Source organism: Amycolatopsis sulphurea (assembly GCF_002564045.1).
Lineage (GTDB): Bacteria > Actinomycetota > Actinomycetes > Mycobacteriales > Pseudonocardiaceae > Amycolatopsis > Amycolatopsis sulphurea.
The window spans coordinates 2,171,857-2,190,019 of record NZ_PDJK01000002.1; the positions used below are offsets into that span (position 1 = coordinate 2,171,857).

At 69.1% G+C, this 18,163-nt stretch carries 16 protein-coding genes and 1 pseudogene; 9 read left to right on the forward strand and 8 right to left on the reverse strand.

What is annotated here, in order from left to right; translation table 11 throughout:
- Nucleotides 1-150 precede the first annotated feature (150 nt).
- Nucleotides 151-489 carry a hypothetical protein gene (locus ATK36_RS16230; RefSeq protein ID WP_098512331.1) on the forward strand — a complete coding sequence of 113 codons (339 nt, stop codon included), beginning with the start codon at nt 151-153 and terminating at the stop codon, nt 487-489.
- A gap of 14 nt (nt 490-503) precedes the next feature.
- Nucleotides 504-923, forward strand: coding sequence for a hypothetical protein (locus ATK36_RS16235; RefSeq protein ID WP_098514929.1), 420 nt, complete (start codon nt 504-506; stop codon nt 921-923).
- 603 nt (nt 924-1,526) lie between these two features.
- Here ATK36_RS16235 and ATK36_RS16240 read toward each other — a convergent pair.
- Entirely contained in the window at nt 1,527-2,786 is a 1,260-nt protein-coding gene (locus ATK36_RS16240) for an MFS transporter (RefSeq protein WP_098512333.1), read from the reverse strand.
- Entirely contained in the window at nt 2,779-4,101 is a 1,323-nt protein-coding gene (locus tag ATK36_RS16245) for a GH1 family beta-glucosidase (protein ID WP_098512334.1), read from the reverse strand. Before ATK36_RS16245 ends, ATK36_RS16240 begins: the two co-directional genes overlap by 8 nt.
- A 146-nt stretch (nt 4,102-4,247) precedes the next feature.
- Here ATK36_RS16245 and ATK36_RS16250 point away from each other — a divergent pair, with 146 nt between their 5' ends.
- Complete coding sequence (locus tag ATK36_RS16250) at nt 4,248-4,874, forward strand: TetR/AcrR family transcriptional regulator (protein ID WP_170069764.1); 627 nt, start codon at nt 4,248-4,250, stop codon at nt 4,872-4,874.
- 34 nt (nt 4,875-4,908) lie between these two features.
- Here ATK36_RS16250 and ATK36_RS16255 read toward each other — a convergent pair whose 3' ends face one another.
- Nucleotides 4,909-6,096, reverse strand: a complete 1,188-nt coding sequence (locus tag ATK36_RS16255; protein ID WP_098512336.1) for an amino acid deaminase/aldolase — start codon at nt 6,094-6,096, stop codon at nt 4,909-4,911.
- Nucleotides 6,097-6,198: 102 nt separating this feature from the next.
- On the opposite strand from ATK36_RS16255, the gene ATK36_RS16260 reads away from it, so the two are divergent.
- Nucleotides 6,199-7,503: a D-arabinono-1,4-lactone oxidase gene (locus ATK36_RS16260; RefSeq protein WP_098512338.1), complete on the forward strand. Its 1,305-nt coding sequence runs from the start codon at nt 6,199-6,201 to the stop codon at nt 7,501-7,503.
- A 55-nt stretch (nt 7,504-7,558) separates the two neighbouring features.
- On the opposite strand, the gene ATK36_RS16265 is transcribed toward ATK36_RS16260, so the two are convergent.
- Genes ATK36_RS16265 through ATK36_RS16275 form a run of 3 tightly spaced genes read right to left on the reverse strand, consistent with a single transcriptional unit; the run spans nt 7,559 to nt 9,860 of the window.
- The gene (locus ATK36_RS16265) at nt 7,559-8,503 is read right to left on the reverse strand and encodes a ribose-phosphate diphosphokinase (RefSeq protein WP_098512339.1); all 945 of its coding nucleotides are present in this window, start codon (nt 8,501-8,503) and stop codon (nt 7,559-7,561) included.
- Between the two features lie 10 nt (nt 8,504-8,513).
- Entirely contained in the window at nt 8,514-9,164 is a 651-nt protein-coding gene (locus ATK36_RS16270; protein WP_098512341.1) for an SDR family oxidoreductase, read from the reverse strand.
- Nucleotides 9,165-9,206: 42 nt separating this feature from the next.
- The gene (locus ATK36_RS16275) at nt 9,207-9,860 is read right to left on the reverse strand and encodes a hypothetical protein (RefSeq protein WP_098512343.1); all 654 of its coding nucleotides are present in this window, start codon (nt 9,858-9,860) and stop codon (nt 9,207-9,209) included.
- A gap of 442 nt (nt 9,861-10,302) precedes the next feature.
- Between ATK36_RS16275 and ATK36_RS16280 the strand changes: the two genes are divergently transcribed.
- The 5 genes and pseudogenes from ATK36_RS16280 to ATK36_RS32885 form a co-directional block, all read left to right on the forward strand.
- Nucleotides 10,303-11,163 (forward strand): HpcH/HpaI aldolase/citrate lyase family protein, encoded by an 861-nt coding sequence (locus ATK36_RS16280; RefSeq protein ID WP_098512344.1) that lies wholly within the window; start codon nt 10,303-10,305, stop codon nt 11,161-11,163.
- Nucleotides 11,164-11,299: 136 nt separating this feature from the next.
- Nucleotides 11,300-14,299 carry a Tn3 family transposase gene (locus ATK36_RS16285; RefSeq protein ID WP_211292036.1) on the forward strand — a complete coding sequence of 1,000 codons (3,000 nt, stop codon included), beginning with the start codon at nt 11,300-11,302 and terminating at the stop codon, nt 14,297-14,299.
- A 188-nt stretch (nt 14,300-14,487) separates the two neighbouring features.
- Nucleotides 14,488-15,333, forward strand: a complete 846-nt coding sequence (locus tag ATK36_RS16290) for an alpha/beta fold hydrolase (RefSeq protein ID WP_098512346.1) — start codon at nt 14,488-14,490, stop codon at nt 15,331-15,333.
- Nucleotides 15,334-15,775: 442 nt separating this feature from the next.
- Nucleotides 15,776-16,345 (forward strand): recombinase family protein, encoded by a 570-nt coding sequence (locus tag ATK36_RS16295; protein ID WP_098514931.1) that lies wholly within the window; start codon nt 15,776-15,778, stop codon nt 16,343-16,345.
- 66 nt (nt 16,346-16,411) lie between these two features.
- A pseudogene (locus ATK36_RS32885) lies at nt 16,412-16,609 on the forward strand (AAA family ATPase); the annotation flags it as partial.
- 22 nt (nt 16,610-16,631) lie between these two features.
- On the opposite strand, the gene ATK36_RS32890 reads toward ATK36_RS32885, so the two are convergent.
- Both ATK36_RS32890 and ATK36_RS32895 read right to left on the reverse strand, forming a co-directional pair.
- Nucleotides 16,632-16,964 (reverse strand): hypothetical protein, encoded by a 333-nt coding sequence (locus ATK36_RS32890; protein ID WP_211292100.1) that lies wholly within the window; start codon nt 16,962-16,964, stop codon nt 16,632-16,634.
- Between the two features lie 446 nt (nt 16,965-17,410).
- Nucleotides 17,411-18,163, reverse strand: a complete 753-nt coding sequence (locus ATK36_RS32895) for a hypothetical protein (RefSeq protein WP_211291890.1) — start codon at nt 18,161-18,163, stop codon at nt 17,411-17,413.

The window sequence follows — 18,163 nt, forward strand, 5'->3', positions numbered from 1 at the left end:
CCGGTTTCACTTCACTGTAGTTGTCAGATCTCCGTCACCGCCCGGACACCGGCCGCGATCACGGAGAGCGATCAACCCGACGACACAGATCTGCCGGTGGATGTGCATCCCGCAAGGTGCACACCACGGCCGAGAGAGCGTGGAGGGCCAGTGGAGTTCATGGACTCGCTCGGTGGAGGACAAGCCGGGACCGCGGTGCGGTCGATCCGGCCGGCCGTCCCCGGCGCCCAGGGAATCGTCACGGCGGCCCGTCCGATCCCGCCCGCCGACCCCCGTACCGCGGGTGTCCGGCACTACGAGGGCGGGCAGCTCGTCTGGCGCGTCCAGTGCGGTGACCTCATCAGCCGCGAACGGGCCGTCATGGTGTTCGTCGAGGACGGCGAGGTGGTGGTGGTCTCCCCGCCGGGGGAGACCGCTCGTCTCACGTCCGGTCAGCTCGGCCAGCTCCGGGCCGCGCTCAACGAGGCCGCCAAGCTGGCGGAAAGGTAACGGTGAGCTCCTCCATGGATCAGGTACTCGGGCAGGTCCTCCGCAACGCGGTCTGGGAACGCCTCGATCTGCTGACCGAACTGGCCGACCGCGCCGACGCCCCGTCGCTGGTCTCGGTGGCCCGCTCGGAGCTGCCCCGGCTGGCCGAAGGCTGGCGGGCGATGCTGCAGGCCCACGAGCCGGACGAACGCGGCGACTGCCCCACCTGCTCGACCCGCTGGCACCGCTGCAAGGCGCCGTGCTCGGTCTGGCAGGTCGCGCACGAGCACCTCGTCGCGGGCGGGCTCGCCCCGCAGGCGGTGTCCACCGGGCAGCACACCGCCATCCGCACCGTCCGGCGGGTGCCCGGCCAGGTCCGGCGCGCCGAGCGCCCGTCACCGGCCGAGACCACCGGCAGGCACGCGCTGGTGACGCCCCGCCCGGTCACCGCCTGACCGTTCGGTCGCACTGCTCCGCCGGCCCCGGGCGGTTCCGTGCACAAGCACCACCCGTGACCGGCTCCGGCCGGCTCACCCTGTGACTCGGGCGCCGGTTGTCCCCCGACCGGCCGGCGCCCGGCCCCCGGGCCGATCACCGTCCGATCCGCTGACCGGCCCCGGCCCGACCGGCGAGCGCGCGGCCATCCGGAACGCCCCTCCGGAGCACCGCCTGGCACCTCGCCCGGCCGAGGGCAGGTTTCGTCCGTACCCCCGAACGCGACGAAATCCGCCCTCGGCCACCCGCCTTCTGCGATCAATCCAAATATCAGCGAGAGACACCTAGCGGACGCGGTAATCCGCCGATAGGTTGAAGATCATCCGCTGCTGGCAGAACGCCAAGTAGTGAACCCTGAACTCCGCGGGCCGGTGCCGTAGCACTCCCCTCCCCCGACCGGCACCGGCTCGCGGTTCCAGGATCCGACTGGGTGGAGTGTGCCGGCGGAAAGCACCGGCCGCGCCGGATCCCTCGTGTCTCCTGGGGGTGCAACCCCCAGACCCCGCCCGGCGGGCAAGCCCCCGGACCCCCGGTCGTGGTTGCGTTGGGTGGTTCGCTTGCGTTCAGCCCACGGATCGGACTTGGGTGATCAGGGCGGCGGCCAGGGCCGTGGCGATCGCGGATGCGGCGAACAGGGCCGGGTAGCCGCCGAGCCAGTGCAGGATCAGGGTGGTCAGCAGTGGGGCCACGACCTGGGGCAGCGAGTTCGCGATGTTCACCACGCCGAGGTCCTTCGCCCGGTTCTGCGCGGCGGGCAGCACCTGCGTCAGCAACGCCAGCGCGACCGCCATGTACACGCCGAACCCGACGCCGAGCAGCGGCGACGCGATCAACGCGACCGGCCAGGACTGCCACACCACGAGCAACAGCGCCGCGAGCGCCATCACCGCCGCGGACAACAGCACGTACGGCTTACGGCGGCCCGAAGCGTCCGAGAACCGCCCGGCCAGCACCGCGCCGATCACCAGCGCCACCCCGTACAAGCCCATCATGATCAGCAACCCGGTGTCCGGATCCGGGTAGTGCACCGCGTCCTTGAGGAAGAACAGCAGGTACAGCGTGCCGAAGGCGTTGCCGAGGTTGATCATGAAGTGACAGCCCCACGCCCAGGCGAAGTCCGGGTGCCGACGCGGCGAGACCCAGAAGTCCGCGAGCACCTCGCGGAGCCGACCGGTCGGCCGGAACTCGGCCGGCAGCCGCGCGTCCGGGGTGCGCAGCACGAAAGCGGCCGCGCCGACGAGCACCACCACCGCGCACACCGCGTAACCGAGCGGCAGGCCGGCCAGGTCGAGCAGCACGACGACAACCACCGCGCCCAGCACCGTGCCGAGCATCTGCGCGATCCCGACCAGCCCGCCGACCTGCGCCCGCTGCCCCACCGGCACCCGGTCGGCGATCCCGGACATCAGCGTGGCGAGCATGCCGTTGAGCCCTGCCTGCACCAGGCACCAGCCGACGGTCATCACGACCACGTTCGGAGCCTCCGCGAGCACCAGCAGCCCGGCCGCGCCGAGCACCGCGCCGACGACCGTCCACGGGTGCCGGCGGCCGAACCGTGCACAGGTACGGTCCGACAGCAGCCCGAACGCCGGATTGGCGATCAGCGCGACCGCCGCGCCGACCCCGGTGACCACCCCGAACACGGTCTCCTTGTGCGCCGCGTCGAGCAGTTCCGCCTGCTGGGGCAACAGGACCTGGATTGGCGCGTAGACCCCGAGCCAGAGCGCGATGTTCGCGAGGAACAGCAGACCCATCCACCCGGCCCGCACCCGGTCGACCGGTTCGGCGAGCGCGGCGGGCAACCCGGTCGTGGCCTCACTCATTGCGCACCAGCTTCCGATACCAGGCGAAGGAATCCTTGGGGGTGCGACGCTGGGTCTCGTAGTCCACGTGCACCAGCCCGAACCGCGGCGCGTAACCCTTGGACCATTCAAAGTTGTCCAGCAACGACCAGACGAAGTATCCGCGCACGTCCACCCCCGCGGCCATCGCGGCCCGCACGGCACGCAGGTGCGCGTCAAGGAAATCGATCCGCGCCGGATCGTGCACCTGCCCATCCGGACCGGGCTCATCGGCGAGGCTGCACCCGTTCTCGGTGATCTGGATCGGCGGCAGGTGCTCGCGGTAGCGATCCCGCAGGGACACCAGTAACTCGCGCAGGCCGTCCGGCACGATCGGGGAATCGTTGGTGGTCATCGGATAGCCCTCGATCGCCCGCAGCTGGAACGGCAGCGGGTTGCCCTCGCCGGGCGCGGTCACGCCCTGGGGCTCGTAGTAGTTCACGCCGTAGAAATCCAGTGGCTGCGCGATGATCGCGAGATCGTCGGCGAAATGTTCCGGCAGGTGCGGGTGCACCTGCTCCGGATAGCTGCCCAGCAGCATCGGATCGGCGAAGGTCCGGTTGATCAGTGCGTCAAGCCACTCAGCGGCGGCCTGTTCGGCCGGGGTGTCGTGAGCGGGCCAGATCGGCGAATGGTTGTTGGCCGAACCAATCGAAGCCGCACCCGCGGCCCGCAGGGCCTGCACGGCACGGCCGTGCGCGAGGTTCTGGTAGTGCGCGGTGGGCAATGCGTCGAGCAGCAGGAACTTCCCCGGCGCGTACTCGCCGACACCGTAACCGTAGATCGACATGACCATCGGCTCGTTGAGCGGAATCCACTGCTTCACCCGATCGGCGAAATGCTCGGCGAGAATCGCGGCGTAGTCGGCGAAGCGGTCGGCCGTGTCGCGGGAAAGCCAGCCACCGGCGTCTTCGAGCGCCTGTGGAGTGTCCCAGTGATACAGCGTGCCGACCGGGGCGATTCCCGCCGCGCAGACCGCGTCGAGCAGCTTGTCGTAATAGGCGAGGCCTTCGGGATTCGGTTTCCCGGTGCCGTCCGGCTGGATTCGCGGCCAGGCGAACGACATCCGGTAGGCGCCGACGCCGAGTTCGGCCAGCAGCGCGACATCTTCCGAGTAGCGGTGGTAGTGGTCGGCCGTTACCTTGGCGTCCTCGCCCCGCGCGATCTTGCCCTCGGTCGCGGTGAAGGTGTCCCAGATGGACGGTCCACGGCCACCCTCGGCCACCGCGCCCTCGATCTGGAACGCCGAGGTCGAGACGCCCCACCGGAAGCCGGCCGGGAAGTTCGGACGGGCCACGCTGATCCCCTTTCCTCCGGCCACCCGGAAGGGTGAACATGAAAAGTTCTCATATCCTAGGTCGTCACTCGCCGAGGGGAAAGCCGGCAAGGGCGCTAAAGTCCCGGATCAGATGAGCGTTTCGGGAGAGAGTCCGAGGAAGCACTGTGGCCGACACCCAGACCGAACCCACCCCGCTCCGGCGCAAGCCCGTACAGCAGCGCAGCGCGCGCCGGGTGGAGCAGATGCTGGACGCCAGCGCCCAGCTGATCGACGAGCTGGGCTATGACGCGCTGACCACCACACTGATCGCCAAACGCGCCGGCGTCGCGGTGGGTTCGCTGTACCAGTTCTTTCCGGACAAGCGCGCCGTCGTCCAGGCCTTGACGCAGCGCAACCTGGAAGGCTTCGTGGCCGCGGTGAACGAGCGGCTGACCGAGTTCAGCCCCGGGCACTGGTGGAACGTCGTGGACTCGGTGCTCGACATCTACCTGCGGATGCACCGTGAGGTACCGGGCTTCTCGAAGGTCCACTTCGGCGACGTGATCGACCCGCAGCTGCTGGACACCGAACGCGACAACAACTCGGTGATCGTCGATTCGCTGGTGGACATCCTGCAGGCGCAGGTGGACCGTTCCGCCGAGGAACTCCGCTTCGCCATCGCGATCGCCAACGAAACCGCGGACGCCCTGCTGAAACTCGCCTTCCGCCACGAGCCACAGGGCGACGAGCGGATCGTCGCGGAGGCCAAGCACCTGGTGAAGGGCTACCTGGCGAGCCGGTTCGGGGAGTGAGCCGGTGGTGCGCGCCAAGCGATCCTGAGCCAGGTCATCCGAAGTTCCGCCCCTCGCCGCGATAAGTGGGCACGGCGCGGTCCCGCTGCCCGCCGCGGAGCAGGTGGAATTCCGCGAATCGCTCGGCCAGTTCACCGGCTTTCGCGTGCCGGAGCCAGACCCGGTCGCCCAGGCGCAGGTCCCGGACGGCGTCGCCGGTGACCGGGGTCTGCACCTCGCCGGCACCTTCAAAACCCAGCAGGCGCAACCCTTTCGGGAAATACGGCGAGGGCACCCGCGATGGGCCGACCGGGCCCGAAGCGATGTACCCGCCGGAAAACAGCGTCGCGACGGTGCGGGAAGGACGGCGCACCACGGGCAGCGCGAACAACGCGGCCGGGCTCGGGTGGAACCGCGAATAGCCGTCGAACAGCGTCGGCGCCAGCAATCCCGAACCGGCGGCGACTTCGGTGATCACGTCCTCCGCGCCGGTGGTCTCGATGCTTCCGGTCCCGCCGCCGTTGACGAATTCCAGCTCCGCGATGGCCCGCACGGCCCGGACCACCGTGCCCCGCCGCCGCACCAGCTCCGCGGCCGAATGGCGGTGCATCCAGCCGATCACCCGGTTGTGCAGTGCACTGCCCGCCGCGTCGCCGAGTCCGGCGATCTGTCCCTCGTAGGCCATCATCCCGACGAGCGAGAATCCTGGCCTGGCCACGATTTCCTGCGCGAAGGCGACGGCCTGGCGCGCGGTGAACACCGGGGAGCGGCGGGTGCCGACATGCACCCCGGGCACCGGCCGCCACGACGCGTCGAGTTCGAGACACACGCGGATCCGCGGATGGCCGTGCCCGAGCGCGGCGTCGATCAGGTCGAGATGCTCCGGCGAGTCGACCATGACCGAGATCGCCGCCCGCGCCCGGTCGTTCGCCGCCAGCAGGCGCAACGCCTCGTGGTCCGCGGTCGGGTAGGCGACCACGATGTCGTCGGTGGTGCCTTCTTCGACGTGCCAGACCGCTTCCGCCAGCGAGTAGCACATCAGGCCCGCGAATCCGGGGCGCGCGAGCACCCGGTCCAGCAGCTCCCGGCAGCGCACGGATTTGCTGACCACCCGGATCGGCTTGCCCGCGGCCCGGCGACGCAGATCGTCCGCGTTCGCGTCGAAGGCGTCCAGATCGACGATCGCGAACGGCGGCTCCAGGTCCTTCGTCGCGAGGTCGTATCCGTGCGCGGTGCTGGTCACGCACTTACGGTACGACACCAAGGGTTGAAACGCGAATACTATTCACTTACGGTTCGGAGAACTATCGTGAAGAGTCCGCACTGCCGACACGACGAGGTGCCCATGACTGCGTGGACCAACTGGGCCGGCACCGCCAAGGCGAACCCGAGCCGGGTGCACCGCCCGCGCAGCACCGCGGAGATCGCCGACGTCGTGCACGGGGTGTCCGCCGCCGGAGGCCGGGTGCGCCCGCTGGGCAGCGGGCATTCGTTCACCGCGATCGCGGCCACCGAAGCGGCGGCACTGGACCTCACCCGCTGGACCGGAATCGAGCGGGTCGACCTGGAAACCCACCAGGTCACCGTGCGCGCGGGGACCACGCTGCGCGCGCTCAACGCCGCGCTCGACGGCATCGGCCTGGCCATGACGAACCTCGGCGACATCGACGCGCAGACCATCGCCGGCGCGATCTCGACCGGGACGCACGGCACCGGCGCCCGGTTCGGCGGCATCGCCACCCAGATCGTCGCGCTGGAACTGGTACTCGCGGACGGTTCGGTGGTCACCTGCTCCGCGGAGGAACAGCCAGACCTGTTCCACGCGGCCCGGATCGGGCTCGGTGCGCTGGGCGTGCTCAGCACCGTGACGCTGCAGTGCGAACCGTCGTTCGTGCTGTCCGCGCAGGAACGTCCGGAGCCGCTGGAGCAAGTGCTGGAGAACTTCGACGCTGCCGCGACGAACGACGACCACTTCGAGTTCTACTGGTTCCCGTACGACCGCACCGCGCTGGTCAAGCGAAACAACCGGCTGCCACTGGACGCGGAGCGCGCGCCCCTGTCCCGGGTGCGCCAGTTCGTGGAGTACGAGCTAGCCGAGAATCTGGCCTTCGGCGGGCTGTGCCGGGTCGGCCGGGCGGTGCCGAAGCTGGTGCGGCCCCTCAGCGGATTAGCCGCGCGCATGCTGTCCACACGGGAATACTCCGACCTGTCCCACCGGGTGTTCGTCACCCGCCGCGGAGTGCGGTTCGTGGAATCGGAGTACGCGATCCCGCGCGAAACCCTGCCCGATGTGCTCGCCGAACTGCGTGCGCTGGTGCCGCGCCTGGCCGACCCGGTGATGTTCCCGGTGGAGGTACGGGTGGCCGCGGCCGACGACATCTGGCTGTCCACTGCGTACGGACGCGATTCCGCGTATCTCGCCATCCACCAGTTCGCGGGTATGCCCTACCGCGAGTACTTCGCCGGGTTCGCCGCGATTGCCGACCAGGTCGGCGGCCGTCCGCATTGGGGCAAGCTGCACGACCTCGACGTGCACACGCTCCGCACGCGATACCCGCACTTCGACGATTTCCTGCGGGTGCGCAAGACCTGCGACCCGGCGGGCACGTTCACCAACGCCTACCTGGACCGGGTCCTCGGCAAGCCGTAAGGCTGTGAAGGGTCCCTTCACGGCCGCTGAGGCTGTGAAGGGACCCTTCACAGCCTTAGGCGGGCTCGAACAGCGAGCTGACCGACTCGCCGTTGTGGATCCGCCGCATCGCCTCCGCCAGCGCCGGGGCGATGGACAGCACGTGCAGCTTCTCCGTGCGTTCCCCAGTCGGGATCGGGACCGTGTTGGTGCACACGATCTCCAGCACGTCCTCCTGCCCGCCGATCCGGGCCAGCGCCTTGTCCGCGAACAACCCGTGCGTACAGGCCACCCGGATCGAGCGCGGCCCCAGCTCGCGCAGGCGGTCGAGCAGTTCCAGCACGGTGCTGCCGCGGGCGATCTCGTCGTCGAGCACGATCACGTCGCGGCCGGTGATCTCGCCGATGATGGACGTGATCTCCACCCGGTCGTCGGCGTAACGCTGCTTGGCGCCGGCCGCGACCTTCGCGCCGAGCAGCCGGGCGAAGTGCGCGGCCTCCTTCGCGTTGCCCAGATCGGGCGACACGACGGTCGTGTTGGACAGGTCGTACTGCCGGAAGTACCGGGCCAGCTCGTGCAGCGCGTGCAGGTGGTCGACGGGCACGCTGAAGAACCCGTGCACCTGCGGCGAGTGGAGGGTCATGGTGAGCACCCGGTCCGCCCCGGCGGTGACCATCAGATCGGCGACCAGCCGGCCGCCGATTGAGATGCGCGACGCGTCCTTCTTGTCCGAACGCGCGTACGAGTAGTGCGGCATCACCACGGTGACCCGGCCCGCCGAAGCGCCGCGCGCGGCGTCGAGCATCAGCAGCAGCTCGACCAGGTGCTCCTGCACCGGCTTGACCAGCGGCTGGATCAGGAAGACGTCGCGCTCCCGGCAATTGGCCTCAAGCTGGACCTGCAGGCAGTCGTTGGCGAACCGGTCGATCTTGACCGGCAGCAACGGCACACCGAGGTTGCCGCAGATCTCCTCGGCCAGTTCCGGATGGGCACTACCACTGAAAACCGCGATATCCCGCACGGGAGGGATCTTAGAGTGCGGACACCGCGTCCTCGATCGAGTCCTCGCCGGAGATCAGTTCGAGCGTGCGGCCCGCCGTGGCCGGGGCGTCCAGCAACGCGAGCAGCACCGCCGCCACGTCCTCCCGGGGCACGGAAGCGCGGCCGGTCTGCTCCGCGATCTTCACCCGTCCGGTGCCGGAATCGTTGGTGAGCGCACCGGGCCGCAGGATCGTCCAATCCAGATCGCGGGTCTTCAGGTCCTCTTCGGCGGCCCGCTTGGCCCGCAGGTAGGTGGCGAACACCGGGTCGAGACCGGGTGCGTCCGGGTTGTCCGCGCCCATGGAACCGACCTGCACGAAGCGGCGGACCCCGGCCCGCCCGGCGGCTTCGGCGAAGAGCACCGCGGCCCCACGATCGACGGTATCCTTGCGAGTTTCCCCGCTGCCGGGTCCGGCACCCGCGGAGAAGACCGCGGCGTCCGCGCCCCGCAGCACCTGCGCCACCGCGTCCACATCGGACTTTTCCAGGTCGAGCACCACGGTTTCGGCGCCGACCGCGGTGAGGTCCGGTTCGTGGGCGGGATTGCGCACGAGGCCGACCGGCTCGTCGCGCCGCTGCGCGAGCAGCTTTTCCAGGTGCAGGGCGATCTGGCCGTGTCCTCCGGCGATGACGACGCGCATGGACCCGACTGTAGTGCCTGCGCGGGACCGCTGCCCGGGGGCTCAGTCCGACTCGGCGGCCACCAGGTCGGCGCGCAGCAGCTGCTCGTAGGCCATTTCGTTGACCCAGCGCGAAACCGGGTCCTCGTCCAGCAGGAGGCGCTCGGTGCGTCCTGCGAGGTCGAGGTCACTCGTCGCGTACGGGTCGGCGGTGACCACCGCGAGGCCGTACGCACGGGCGCGGGGCAGGCAGTTGGCGACGTAGTCCTCGGTCAGTACGGCAAGCGATGGGAGCACCATCGCGGCCTCGCCGTAACGTGCGAAAGGAACCGCGGAGGCCATCGCGGTCCGCCAGTGCCGGGCGACCGCGAGGACGCCGATGATCTCGGCGGCCGGCGCGGGTGCGGTCGCGGCCAGCTCTGGCCAGGTCCAGGTGTCGACGGTGGCGCGATCGGCGACGGGACCGACACCCATCGCGATCCGCTCCGCGTGCACGTCCGTCCGGAGCCTGGCGACGATGCTGACCTTGCGGCCGAGCAGAGTCGTCACCGGCAGCACGACGCCGTTCCAGCCCAGCAGGGCGGCGGCCTTGCGGGCCAGCTCGTCGGGGCTCGCGGGGAGCTCGATCGGCGGCAGCACCCGGCTCGCTGTCGTCCGGCTGCGCTTCGCGCTTCCGGCGACCGTCGAGCGCTCGGTGTTCTGGGGGGTAGCCGCCACGAGTCCGCCTCCTTCACTCACCTGTACCCAGGGTGGCCGGGGAAAACCGGCACATGACTTGAGTACCAGTGCGGCGGCGCCGAATCTGCAGGTAGCGCGATCGTCTGCGATCGGCGGCGCTCAGCGGTCGGTGACCGGTCGACGGGCGGTCGGCCGACTTCAGCCCGACCGTGCGGCCAACCGAGTGACCAGCAGACGAGTGGTGTTACCGAGCGCCCACGGGCGGCTGCCCGGATGCCGGGCCGGGCACCCCGCGAACGCCGCAGCGGGCTAGCCCGTTCAGCACAATCCCCGGCGTCTCCACTGTGGACTTCGCAGGTCAGCGCCGTCACCCGGGTCGTGGTGACCTGATTCTCAGCCGAGTACCACGTACCCGGATTAGGGTTGTTCCTCTCGTACGGCGCCACGAATCGTGCAGCGCCACGACGAAGGAGCTTCAGCCATGACGGAACTACGGCCGCGGCGTTCGGTGCTGTACATGCCCGGCGCGAACGAGCGCGCCCTGGAGAAGGCGAAGACGCTGCCCGCCGACACGTTGATCCTCGACCTGGAAGACGCCGTCGCACCCGACGCGAAGGAAGCCGCGCGCGAACGCGTTTGCGCCGCGGTGGGCACGTACGGGGCGCGCGAGGTGACCATCCGCGTCAACGGCCTGGACACCGAGTGGCACGACGCAGACCTGCGCGCAGCAGCCGCCGCCGGCCCCGCCGCGGTCGTGGTGCCGAAGGTGAACTCCGCCGCCGAAGTCCACAACATCGAACGCGCGTTGGAACTGGGCGGCGCCCCGGAGCACACGAAGATCTGGGCGATGGTCGAAACCCCGGTCGCCATGCTGCACGCCGAGGAGATCGCCACCGCCTCGGATCGCCTGACCGTATTGGTGATGGGCACGAACGACCTGGCGAAGGAACTCCACGCGGAATTCGTCCCCGGCCGCGCACCGTTGCTGGGCGGGCTGTCGCTGTGCCTGCTGGCCGCCCGCGCGGCGGGCAAAGTGATCCTCGACGGCGTGTACAACGACGTGAAAGATGATGCCGGTTTCGCAGCGGAATGCTTGCAGGGGCGGCAATTCGGGTTCGACGGAAAGACGCTGATCCACCCGTCCCAAGTGGAACCGAGCAACCGGATCTTCGCCCCGTCGGCTGCGGAGATCACCCACGCCCGCCGGGTGATCTCCGCCTTCACCGAAGCCAAGGCCGAAGGCCGAGGCGTGGCGATGATGGACGGGCGGATGATCGAGAACCTGCACGTGGACAACGCCCGGCGAGTACTGGCCCTCGCGGCGGCGGTGGGGGCGGCGTAGGCCGGTTCGGCGCAAGTGCCGGCGCGCCACCGTAAGGGGTCGCCGTAGTACTCGCCGAAAATCGGGCGGATATCGCTGAGTAGGCTTCTGACCTGCGGATCTGGCGGGCTGTGGGAGGTCATTCGTGGCGACGCAGGTGTTCGCGGACGAGGAGCTGGAGCGCCTGCGGGGGTTCCCGGAGATCGGTCGGGACGAGCTGGCGAAGTTCTTCACCCTGGCCCCGGCGGATATCGCGTTCGTCGATCCCGGCCGAGGTCGCGGTCCGGCGGACCGCCTTGGCCTGGCCGTTGCCCTGTCCACGTTGCCGTGGCTGGGGTTCGTGCCGGACAAGGTGTCCTCGGCGCCGCCGGTGGCGGTGACCAGGCTGGCTGATCAGCTCGGTCTCGACCCAGGTGAGCTGCGGTCCTACGGACGGCGCGCGAAGACGCGGACCGAGCATCTGCGGTTGGTGGCGAAGTACCTGGGATGGCGACTGCCGACCACGCTGGAGCTCAAGGAGGTGGACGAATTCTTGCTGGCGCGGGCGATGGAACACGATTCGCCGACGTTGCTGTTCCGGCTGGCATGCGAGTACCTGATCTCGGCGCGGGTGATCCGGCCGGGCCCGGTGACCGTGGTCGAGTGGGTCGCCCATGCCCGCGCCGAAGCGCAACGGGAGACATTCGACCGGCTGGCGCAGGAGTTCACCGAGACGCGGTGCGCCGCGCTGGACAGACTGCTGGCCATCGACCCGGAGATCCGCACCACCCGGCTGCGGTGGCTGGCCACCGGACCGGTCGAGGCCTCGCCTGCGGCGGTGAAGGCCGAGGTCGCGAAGCTGGAGTTCCTGCGCTCGCTGGGCGCGGACAGCCTGGACCTCTCGGCGCTGCCCGCTGAGCGGCGCCGGTTCCTGGCCACGGTCGGGCGCCGGCTGACCTCGCAAGCGCTGGAACAGCGTGATCCGCAGCGCCGCTACCCGATCCTGCTGACGTTGCTGGCCCAGTCGGCGACCGACGTGCTCGACGAGGTCGTGCAGCTGTTCGACCAGGCCATCTCGGCACGGGAGAGCAAGGCTGAACGCAAGATGCGCGACGCGTTGGCCGAGCGCGGCAAGGCCGGCGAGGACCGGCAGGCGCTGCTGGACGACCTCCTGGCCATCGTCACCGATCCGCAGATCAGCGACGAGCAGATCGGCGGCCTGATCCGGGGCGAGCGGATCGGATGGCCTCGCCTGCGGTCGGCAGTGGCGCAAGCCGCGCCGAGGTTGCCGCGCGATCACGGGCACCTGGCCGCGTTGGATGGCTCGTACGGGTATCTACGGCAGTTCACCCCGCAGGTGCTCGCGGCGGTGCGGTTCGCCGGCGGCACCGCGGCGACCGGGTTACTGGAAGCGGTGGAGATCCTGCGCGACCTGAACGCCACCGGCGCCCGCCGTGTCCCGGCCGACGCGCCGGACGGGTTCGTGCCCGCGCGGTGGCGCGGCTACCTGGAGACCGCGTCGAAGTCCGGGAACACCAGCGCCTACCGGCACTATTGGGAGTTGTGCACGCTTCTCGCGCTGCGGGATGGGCTGCGCAGCGGGGATGTGTTCGTGCCGGGCTCGCGCCGCTACTCCGACCCGACCGCCTACCTGCTCACCCCAGACAAATGGGCCGACCAGCGAACGGAGTTTTGCCAGCTGGTCGGCAAACCCGCCGATCCTGCCCGTGCGCTGGCCGACGCGGAGAACGAACTGGGCGAGGCACTTGCCGAACTGGAGGAGGTCCTGGCCGCCGGTGACGGCCCGGTGCGCCTGGACGAGGCCGGTGACCTGGTGATCTCGCCGCTCACCGCCGAGGACGTCCCGGCCGAGGCAACCGCGCTGAAGGCGGAGCTGACCGAGATGCTGCCATTCGCGCCGATCGTGTCGCTGCTGATCGAGCTGGACAAACGTACCGGCTACCTGGACTGCTTCACCCACGCCGGCGGCAAGCAGGCCCGCAGCCCCGAGCTGAAACGGAACCTGATCGCGGTCTTGCTGGCCCACTCCACCAACCTCGGCCTGACCAGGATGGCCGACGCCTGCGGGATCTCCTACGACGTGCTCGCCTGGACCAGTGAGTGGTACGTGCGGGAGGAGACGCTGCGCGCGGCGAACCTGGCGATCATCGACTACCACCAGCGCCTGCCGCTCACCCCGATCTTCGGCACCGGCACCCTGTCCTCATCGGATGGACAGCGGTTCCCCACGCGCGGAAAGTCCGTCACCGCAAGGGCTTTGAGCCGATACTTCGCGTCCGAGGGGCTTTCCACGTATACGCACGTGACCGATCAGCACACCACCTACGGCACGAAGGTCATCGTCGCGACCAAGCGCGAGGCCCACTACGTCCTCGACGAGATTCTCGGGAACGCGACCGACATTCCCATCACCGAGCACGCGACGGACACCCACGGCGTCACCTTGGTCAACTTCGGGCTGTTCGACCTGCTCGGGTTGCAGCTGTCCCCGCGGATCCGGGACCTGGGCAAGATCACCCTCTACCGGAACGGATCACGAGCGCAGGTCCAAGCCGAGTTCCCGCACACCGGGCCGCTGCTTACCCGCAAGCTCAACACCGACCTGATCGCCGAGCAATACGACGACCTACTCCGGCTCGCCGGGTCGCTGAAGTTCGGGCACGCCACCGCCTCCCTGCTAGTCGGCAAGCTCTCGGCATCCGGCCGGCAGAACGCGCTCGCCGCAGCGCTCAAGGAGTACGGGGCACTGCGGCGCACCATCTACGCCCGCTACCTCGCCGACCCGGCCTACCGGCGCAAGATCTCGCGGCAGCTGAACAAGGGCGAGTCGCTGCACGCGCTGAAGCGGGACCTGCTCTACGCCCACGAAGGCGCGGTCAGAGCACGGCACCTCGAAGCCCAGACCGAGCAGGCGTGGTGCCTCACGCTGGCCACCAACGCCGTGGTCGCGTGGACGACCGAGTACTACGGCCTGGCCGTGGAGTCGATGCGTACGGCCGGGCGGCGCATTGACGACGAGGTCCTGGCCCACATCTCCCCGGCGCACAGTGAGAACATCAACTTCTTCGGCGCCATCGACGTCGACATCGAAGGCGAGCTCGCGCAGCTCGGCCCCACCGGCTACCGGCCGCTGCGCATCCGGGACACCCTGTTCTGACCCCCCGCGTGTGGAACTGTTGCGCGTCCCGCCGAGCGTTCGCCTATGCCGCCATCCGGACGACCGCGAGCCGGCAGCAGCTCCCGCCACACCCGCACTCATCGCGTGCCCACCCGCCATCGGGACGGAGCATCACCGACCGCCGTCCCCGCGCGTGGTGTCGTAGCCACGCCGGGTAGGCTCGCTGGGTGAAACATGTCGTTCTGCTGCCCGGTTTTTGGCACGGTACATGGTGCTGGAGTCTCGTGACACCTCGACTCGCTCGTCGCCGGATCCCGGCGGTCGCCGTCGACCTTCAGGGGCAGGGGCTGGAGGGCGTCTCGCCCTCGTCGCGGTGGAGCCGGCCCTTCGACGAGTCGGCGTTTGCGACCGAGGTGTCCGGTGTCGCGTCCGTGACGGCATCGAGCGCAGCTGAGGCACTGATCGACCATCTCCGCCTCATCGGAGAGGGCGACCCGTGTGTTGTGGTGGCGCACAGCATGGGTGGTGTCGTGGCGACACTAGCGGCCGAGCAAGAACCTTCGTTGTTCTCGCAGCTGCTGTACATCGCAGCCTTCGCGCCCGTGAACGGGCTTCCCGCCGCCGCCGATTTCACTGCCGATGAGAACGAGGGGGAGTTGGGTACGCAACTGCTGCGAGCCGACCCGTTCACCGTCGGAGCCTCGCGCGTGGACTCCGGGGATCCAGATTCGCGTGCGGCCATCCAGAAGGCGCTCTATGGCGATGTGTCATCCGAGATCGCGGACGTCGCGACGAGCCTGTTGAACTCCGATGCCCCCGTCGGTATCGCTGCCGAAACGATCTCCGTCAGTCGTGAGCGGTTTGGATCCGTGCCGCACACCTACGTCATGTGCGGAGACGACTACATGATCCGGCCCGCGCTGCAGCGGCGCACGATCCGTGACATCGATGCCGTATCCGCCGCTCCGACAACGGTGGTGGAGTTGCCGAGCTCGCACTCTCCCTTCCTGTCCCAGCCGGACGCCGTCGCCGAGGCGATCGCAACAGCCTGGGGCAAGCCGCTGTCGGTCTAGACAGAGGACGCGCGAGCGTGACCTGCTCTACAAGCCACGAGGGCACCATCCCGACCGCCACCTCCAGGCTCAGAACGAGGATGGCTGCAGCTTGACCCTGGCCGCCAACGCCGTGTGGCGTGGACGACGGAGTACTCAATGCGTCGGCACCGGTCGTGATCGTGTACATCAGTCGTCGGCTGCTGCCACGGCGGCGGGTCGGGCGACCACAGCATTTCCGTGGGCCGCTCACCGCTGACATCACGGCTGTTACTGCCATGTCGTCGTGGAGGCCCCTTGGTGATCCACTCACCCCGTTCAACAATCGGTCGATTACTGAACATCCGGCCGCCGTGGCGCCGCCGAGGCCTCCGTTCAGGTGGGGTGTTCAACAACTCGTTCAACAACATGTAGGCTCCACGCTCGTTGATGAACACGTTTGCTGAACGAATCGAGGGGCTTCGTGGCGCTGGTGGGGCTGGTGCGTGTCAGCACGAGCAAGCAGGAGACCGCGCGGCAGCACGACGCGCTCGACGGGCTGTGCGTGAAGGTGTTCGAGGAGAAGATCAGCGGCAAGCTCGCCGTCGACGCCCGGCCCGCGCTGACCGCCGCAGTCGACTACATGCGCCCCGGCGACATGCTCACCGTGCAGGAAGTCGACAGGCTCGGCCGTAACCTCCTCGAAGGCCTGCTCGTGCTCAACGACCTGTTCTCCCGCGGCATCGCAGTCAAGGTCCTCGAGGGGATCGCCGCCGGCGAACACCTCGAGCGCAGCCTCATCCTTGATTTGGCGCTTGCACTGGCCGAGGATCGCCGACGCGACATTGTCCGCAAAACCCGCAACGGCCTCGACTCCGCCCGCGCCCGCGGCCGCACCGGTGGCCGCCCCCGAGTCGTCGACGCCGACAAACGCCGCATCATCCTCGCCCGCCACGCCGACGGCGAGTCCATCCGCACCATCGCCCGCGCCACCAAGCTGTCCGTCGGCACGGTCCACAACGTCCTCGCCGACCACCGCGCCGCCAACGACTGATCACCGCTGGTCAGGCATATCCGCCCGATTTTCGGCGAGTACTACGGGGACCCCCGTAAGGTGGGCATGACGCGGCAGCCGCTCAGGAAGGTGCGGATCGAGGTATTCACCTCGATCCGTTCGGCGACCGTCGGCCTCGGCAGGCTCAACATCCTGGTCGGCGCCAACGGTGCCGGCAAGACCAACTTCGTACAGGCATTCGAGCTGCTGGGCCGGATCGTGAGCGGCGAACTCGGGCTCTTCACGGGGCTCAACGGCGGCGCGTCCGTATTGCTGAACAACGGTGTCACCCGGATCCGGCGTGCAACTGGCGGGCCTGCTCCGGCAAGCCGCGGTGCGCGGCCAGGTACTGGTCGCCACGCAATCGGTCACCCTGATGAACCAGTTCGAGGTCGACGAGCTGATCGTGGTCGCGCGCGTCCGAGTTCACCAGGCCGGACCTCGACTCGCTCAGCGCGTGGCTGGCGGAGTACTCGCTCGGGGAGCTGTGGGAGAAGAATCTGCTCGGCGGCCGCCCGGTTCGTGAGGACACCGGCGGCGCATGACATACCGGCGGTTGCACCTGCTCGGGGAAGGTCAGACCGAGGAAATCGTGGTCAGCACCGTCCTCGAGCCGCACCTGAGCCCAGACTGGATCGTCACGCACTCGATCGTGACGACCCGGCGTCCCGCGTCTGGCACGAAGCACCGTGGCGGAGTCAGCAGCTGGGCCAAGCTCGAGACCGCCCTCAGGCTTTGCTCCGCAACACGACCTCCACGTCCTCGGCACTTTGTTCGGCTACTACGCCTTTCCTTCGGACGCCCCCGGAATGGACTCGGCCAACCAGAAGTGTCCGGCTCCAGGTCCAGCACGTCGAAGCTGCCCTGTCCGCGGCGATCGGAGATGCCCGGTTCGTCCCGCACCTGGTCCTGCACGAACTCGAAACGTGGGTCTTCGCCGCCGCTGAGCACTCGGTGAACTGACGGGATCGGCGAGCCTGACCAAGCGGCTCCGGGCAGATGTGCTCGCCGCAGGGGGCGTTGAGCCGGTGAACGACAGTCCGGCAACTGCCCCGTCGAAGCGACTCACGAGATACCGCGATCGGTACTCCAAGACAAACTGACGGCCCGCTTGCCATTTCTGAACTCGGCATTGCCGAGCTCCGCGCGCAATGCCCGCACCCAGACGAATAGCTGATCGAACTCGCGGACCGCGCACCAGCTGCGCTGACCCCCGCCCGAAACCAACCCCCTGGTGAGTACTTCCCCACCAAGGGTCAAGCACTCACCCCCCCCCCGCTCTTTTCGGAGGTCACCCAGGAGCCGGGAGTCGGCTGTGAGCGGAGCAGCACCCGCTACGTCGGCGAGCAGCTTCGCGACCTGGAGCAGACCGAGCCGCATCTGCTCGATCTCGCCACGCAGTTTTTCGATTTCCGGCCAGGCGTTCTCGTGGGCGATGGGCGAGACGCCGTCGGGACGGCTCTCCTCCCACGCGCCGAGGAGCGGGTGCCAGTGTGCGAGAAGTGGCCGCACCGCCGCATTCAGCACGGTGAGGGCCAGCTTCCCGAAGGTGATCTTGTCGGCAGCGGAAGGCGGCGAGACGTCGGGGCCGTACGTGCCCAGGATTCTGCGAGTGGTGGCGAACAGCGTGTACAGACTGCTCAGCGCTTCCCTCGCCAACCCCTCGTCCCGGCCGAGCGGGACCACGGAAATGCGCGTGGCCAGTTCGACGTACAGCTCCCAGGACGCCTTGGCCTCCACCTGCTGAGGCGCCCAGGAACCGCTGATCTCGCCGACGAACGGCAGTTTCAGCTTGACCCCGACCTCGCGCGGCCGCAC

Excerpts from the sequence above, each read along its gene's own strand:
- ATK36_RS16235 (WP_098514929.1), top strand. The coding sequence starts at position 504 with ATGGATCAGGTACTCGGGCAGGTCCTCCGCAACGCGGTCTGGGAACGC.
- ATK36_RS16240 (WP_098512333.1), bottom strand. The coding sequence starts at position 2,786 with ATGAGTGAGGCCACGACCGGGTTGCCCGCCGCGCTCGCCGAACCGGTC.
- ATK36_RS16260 (WP_098512338.1), top strand. The coding sequence starts at position 6,199 with ATGACTGCGTGGACCAACTGGGCCGGCACCGCCAAGGCGAACCCGAGC.
- ATK36_RS16270 (WP_098512341.1), bottom strand. The coding sequence starts at position 9,164 with ATGCGCGTCGTCATCGCCGGAGGACACGGCCAGATCGCCCTGCACCTG.
- ATK36_RS16280 (WP_098512344.1), top strand. The coding sequence starts at position 10,303 with ATGACGGAACTACGGCCGCGGCGTTCGGTGCTGTACATGCCCGGCGCG.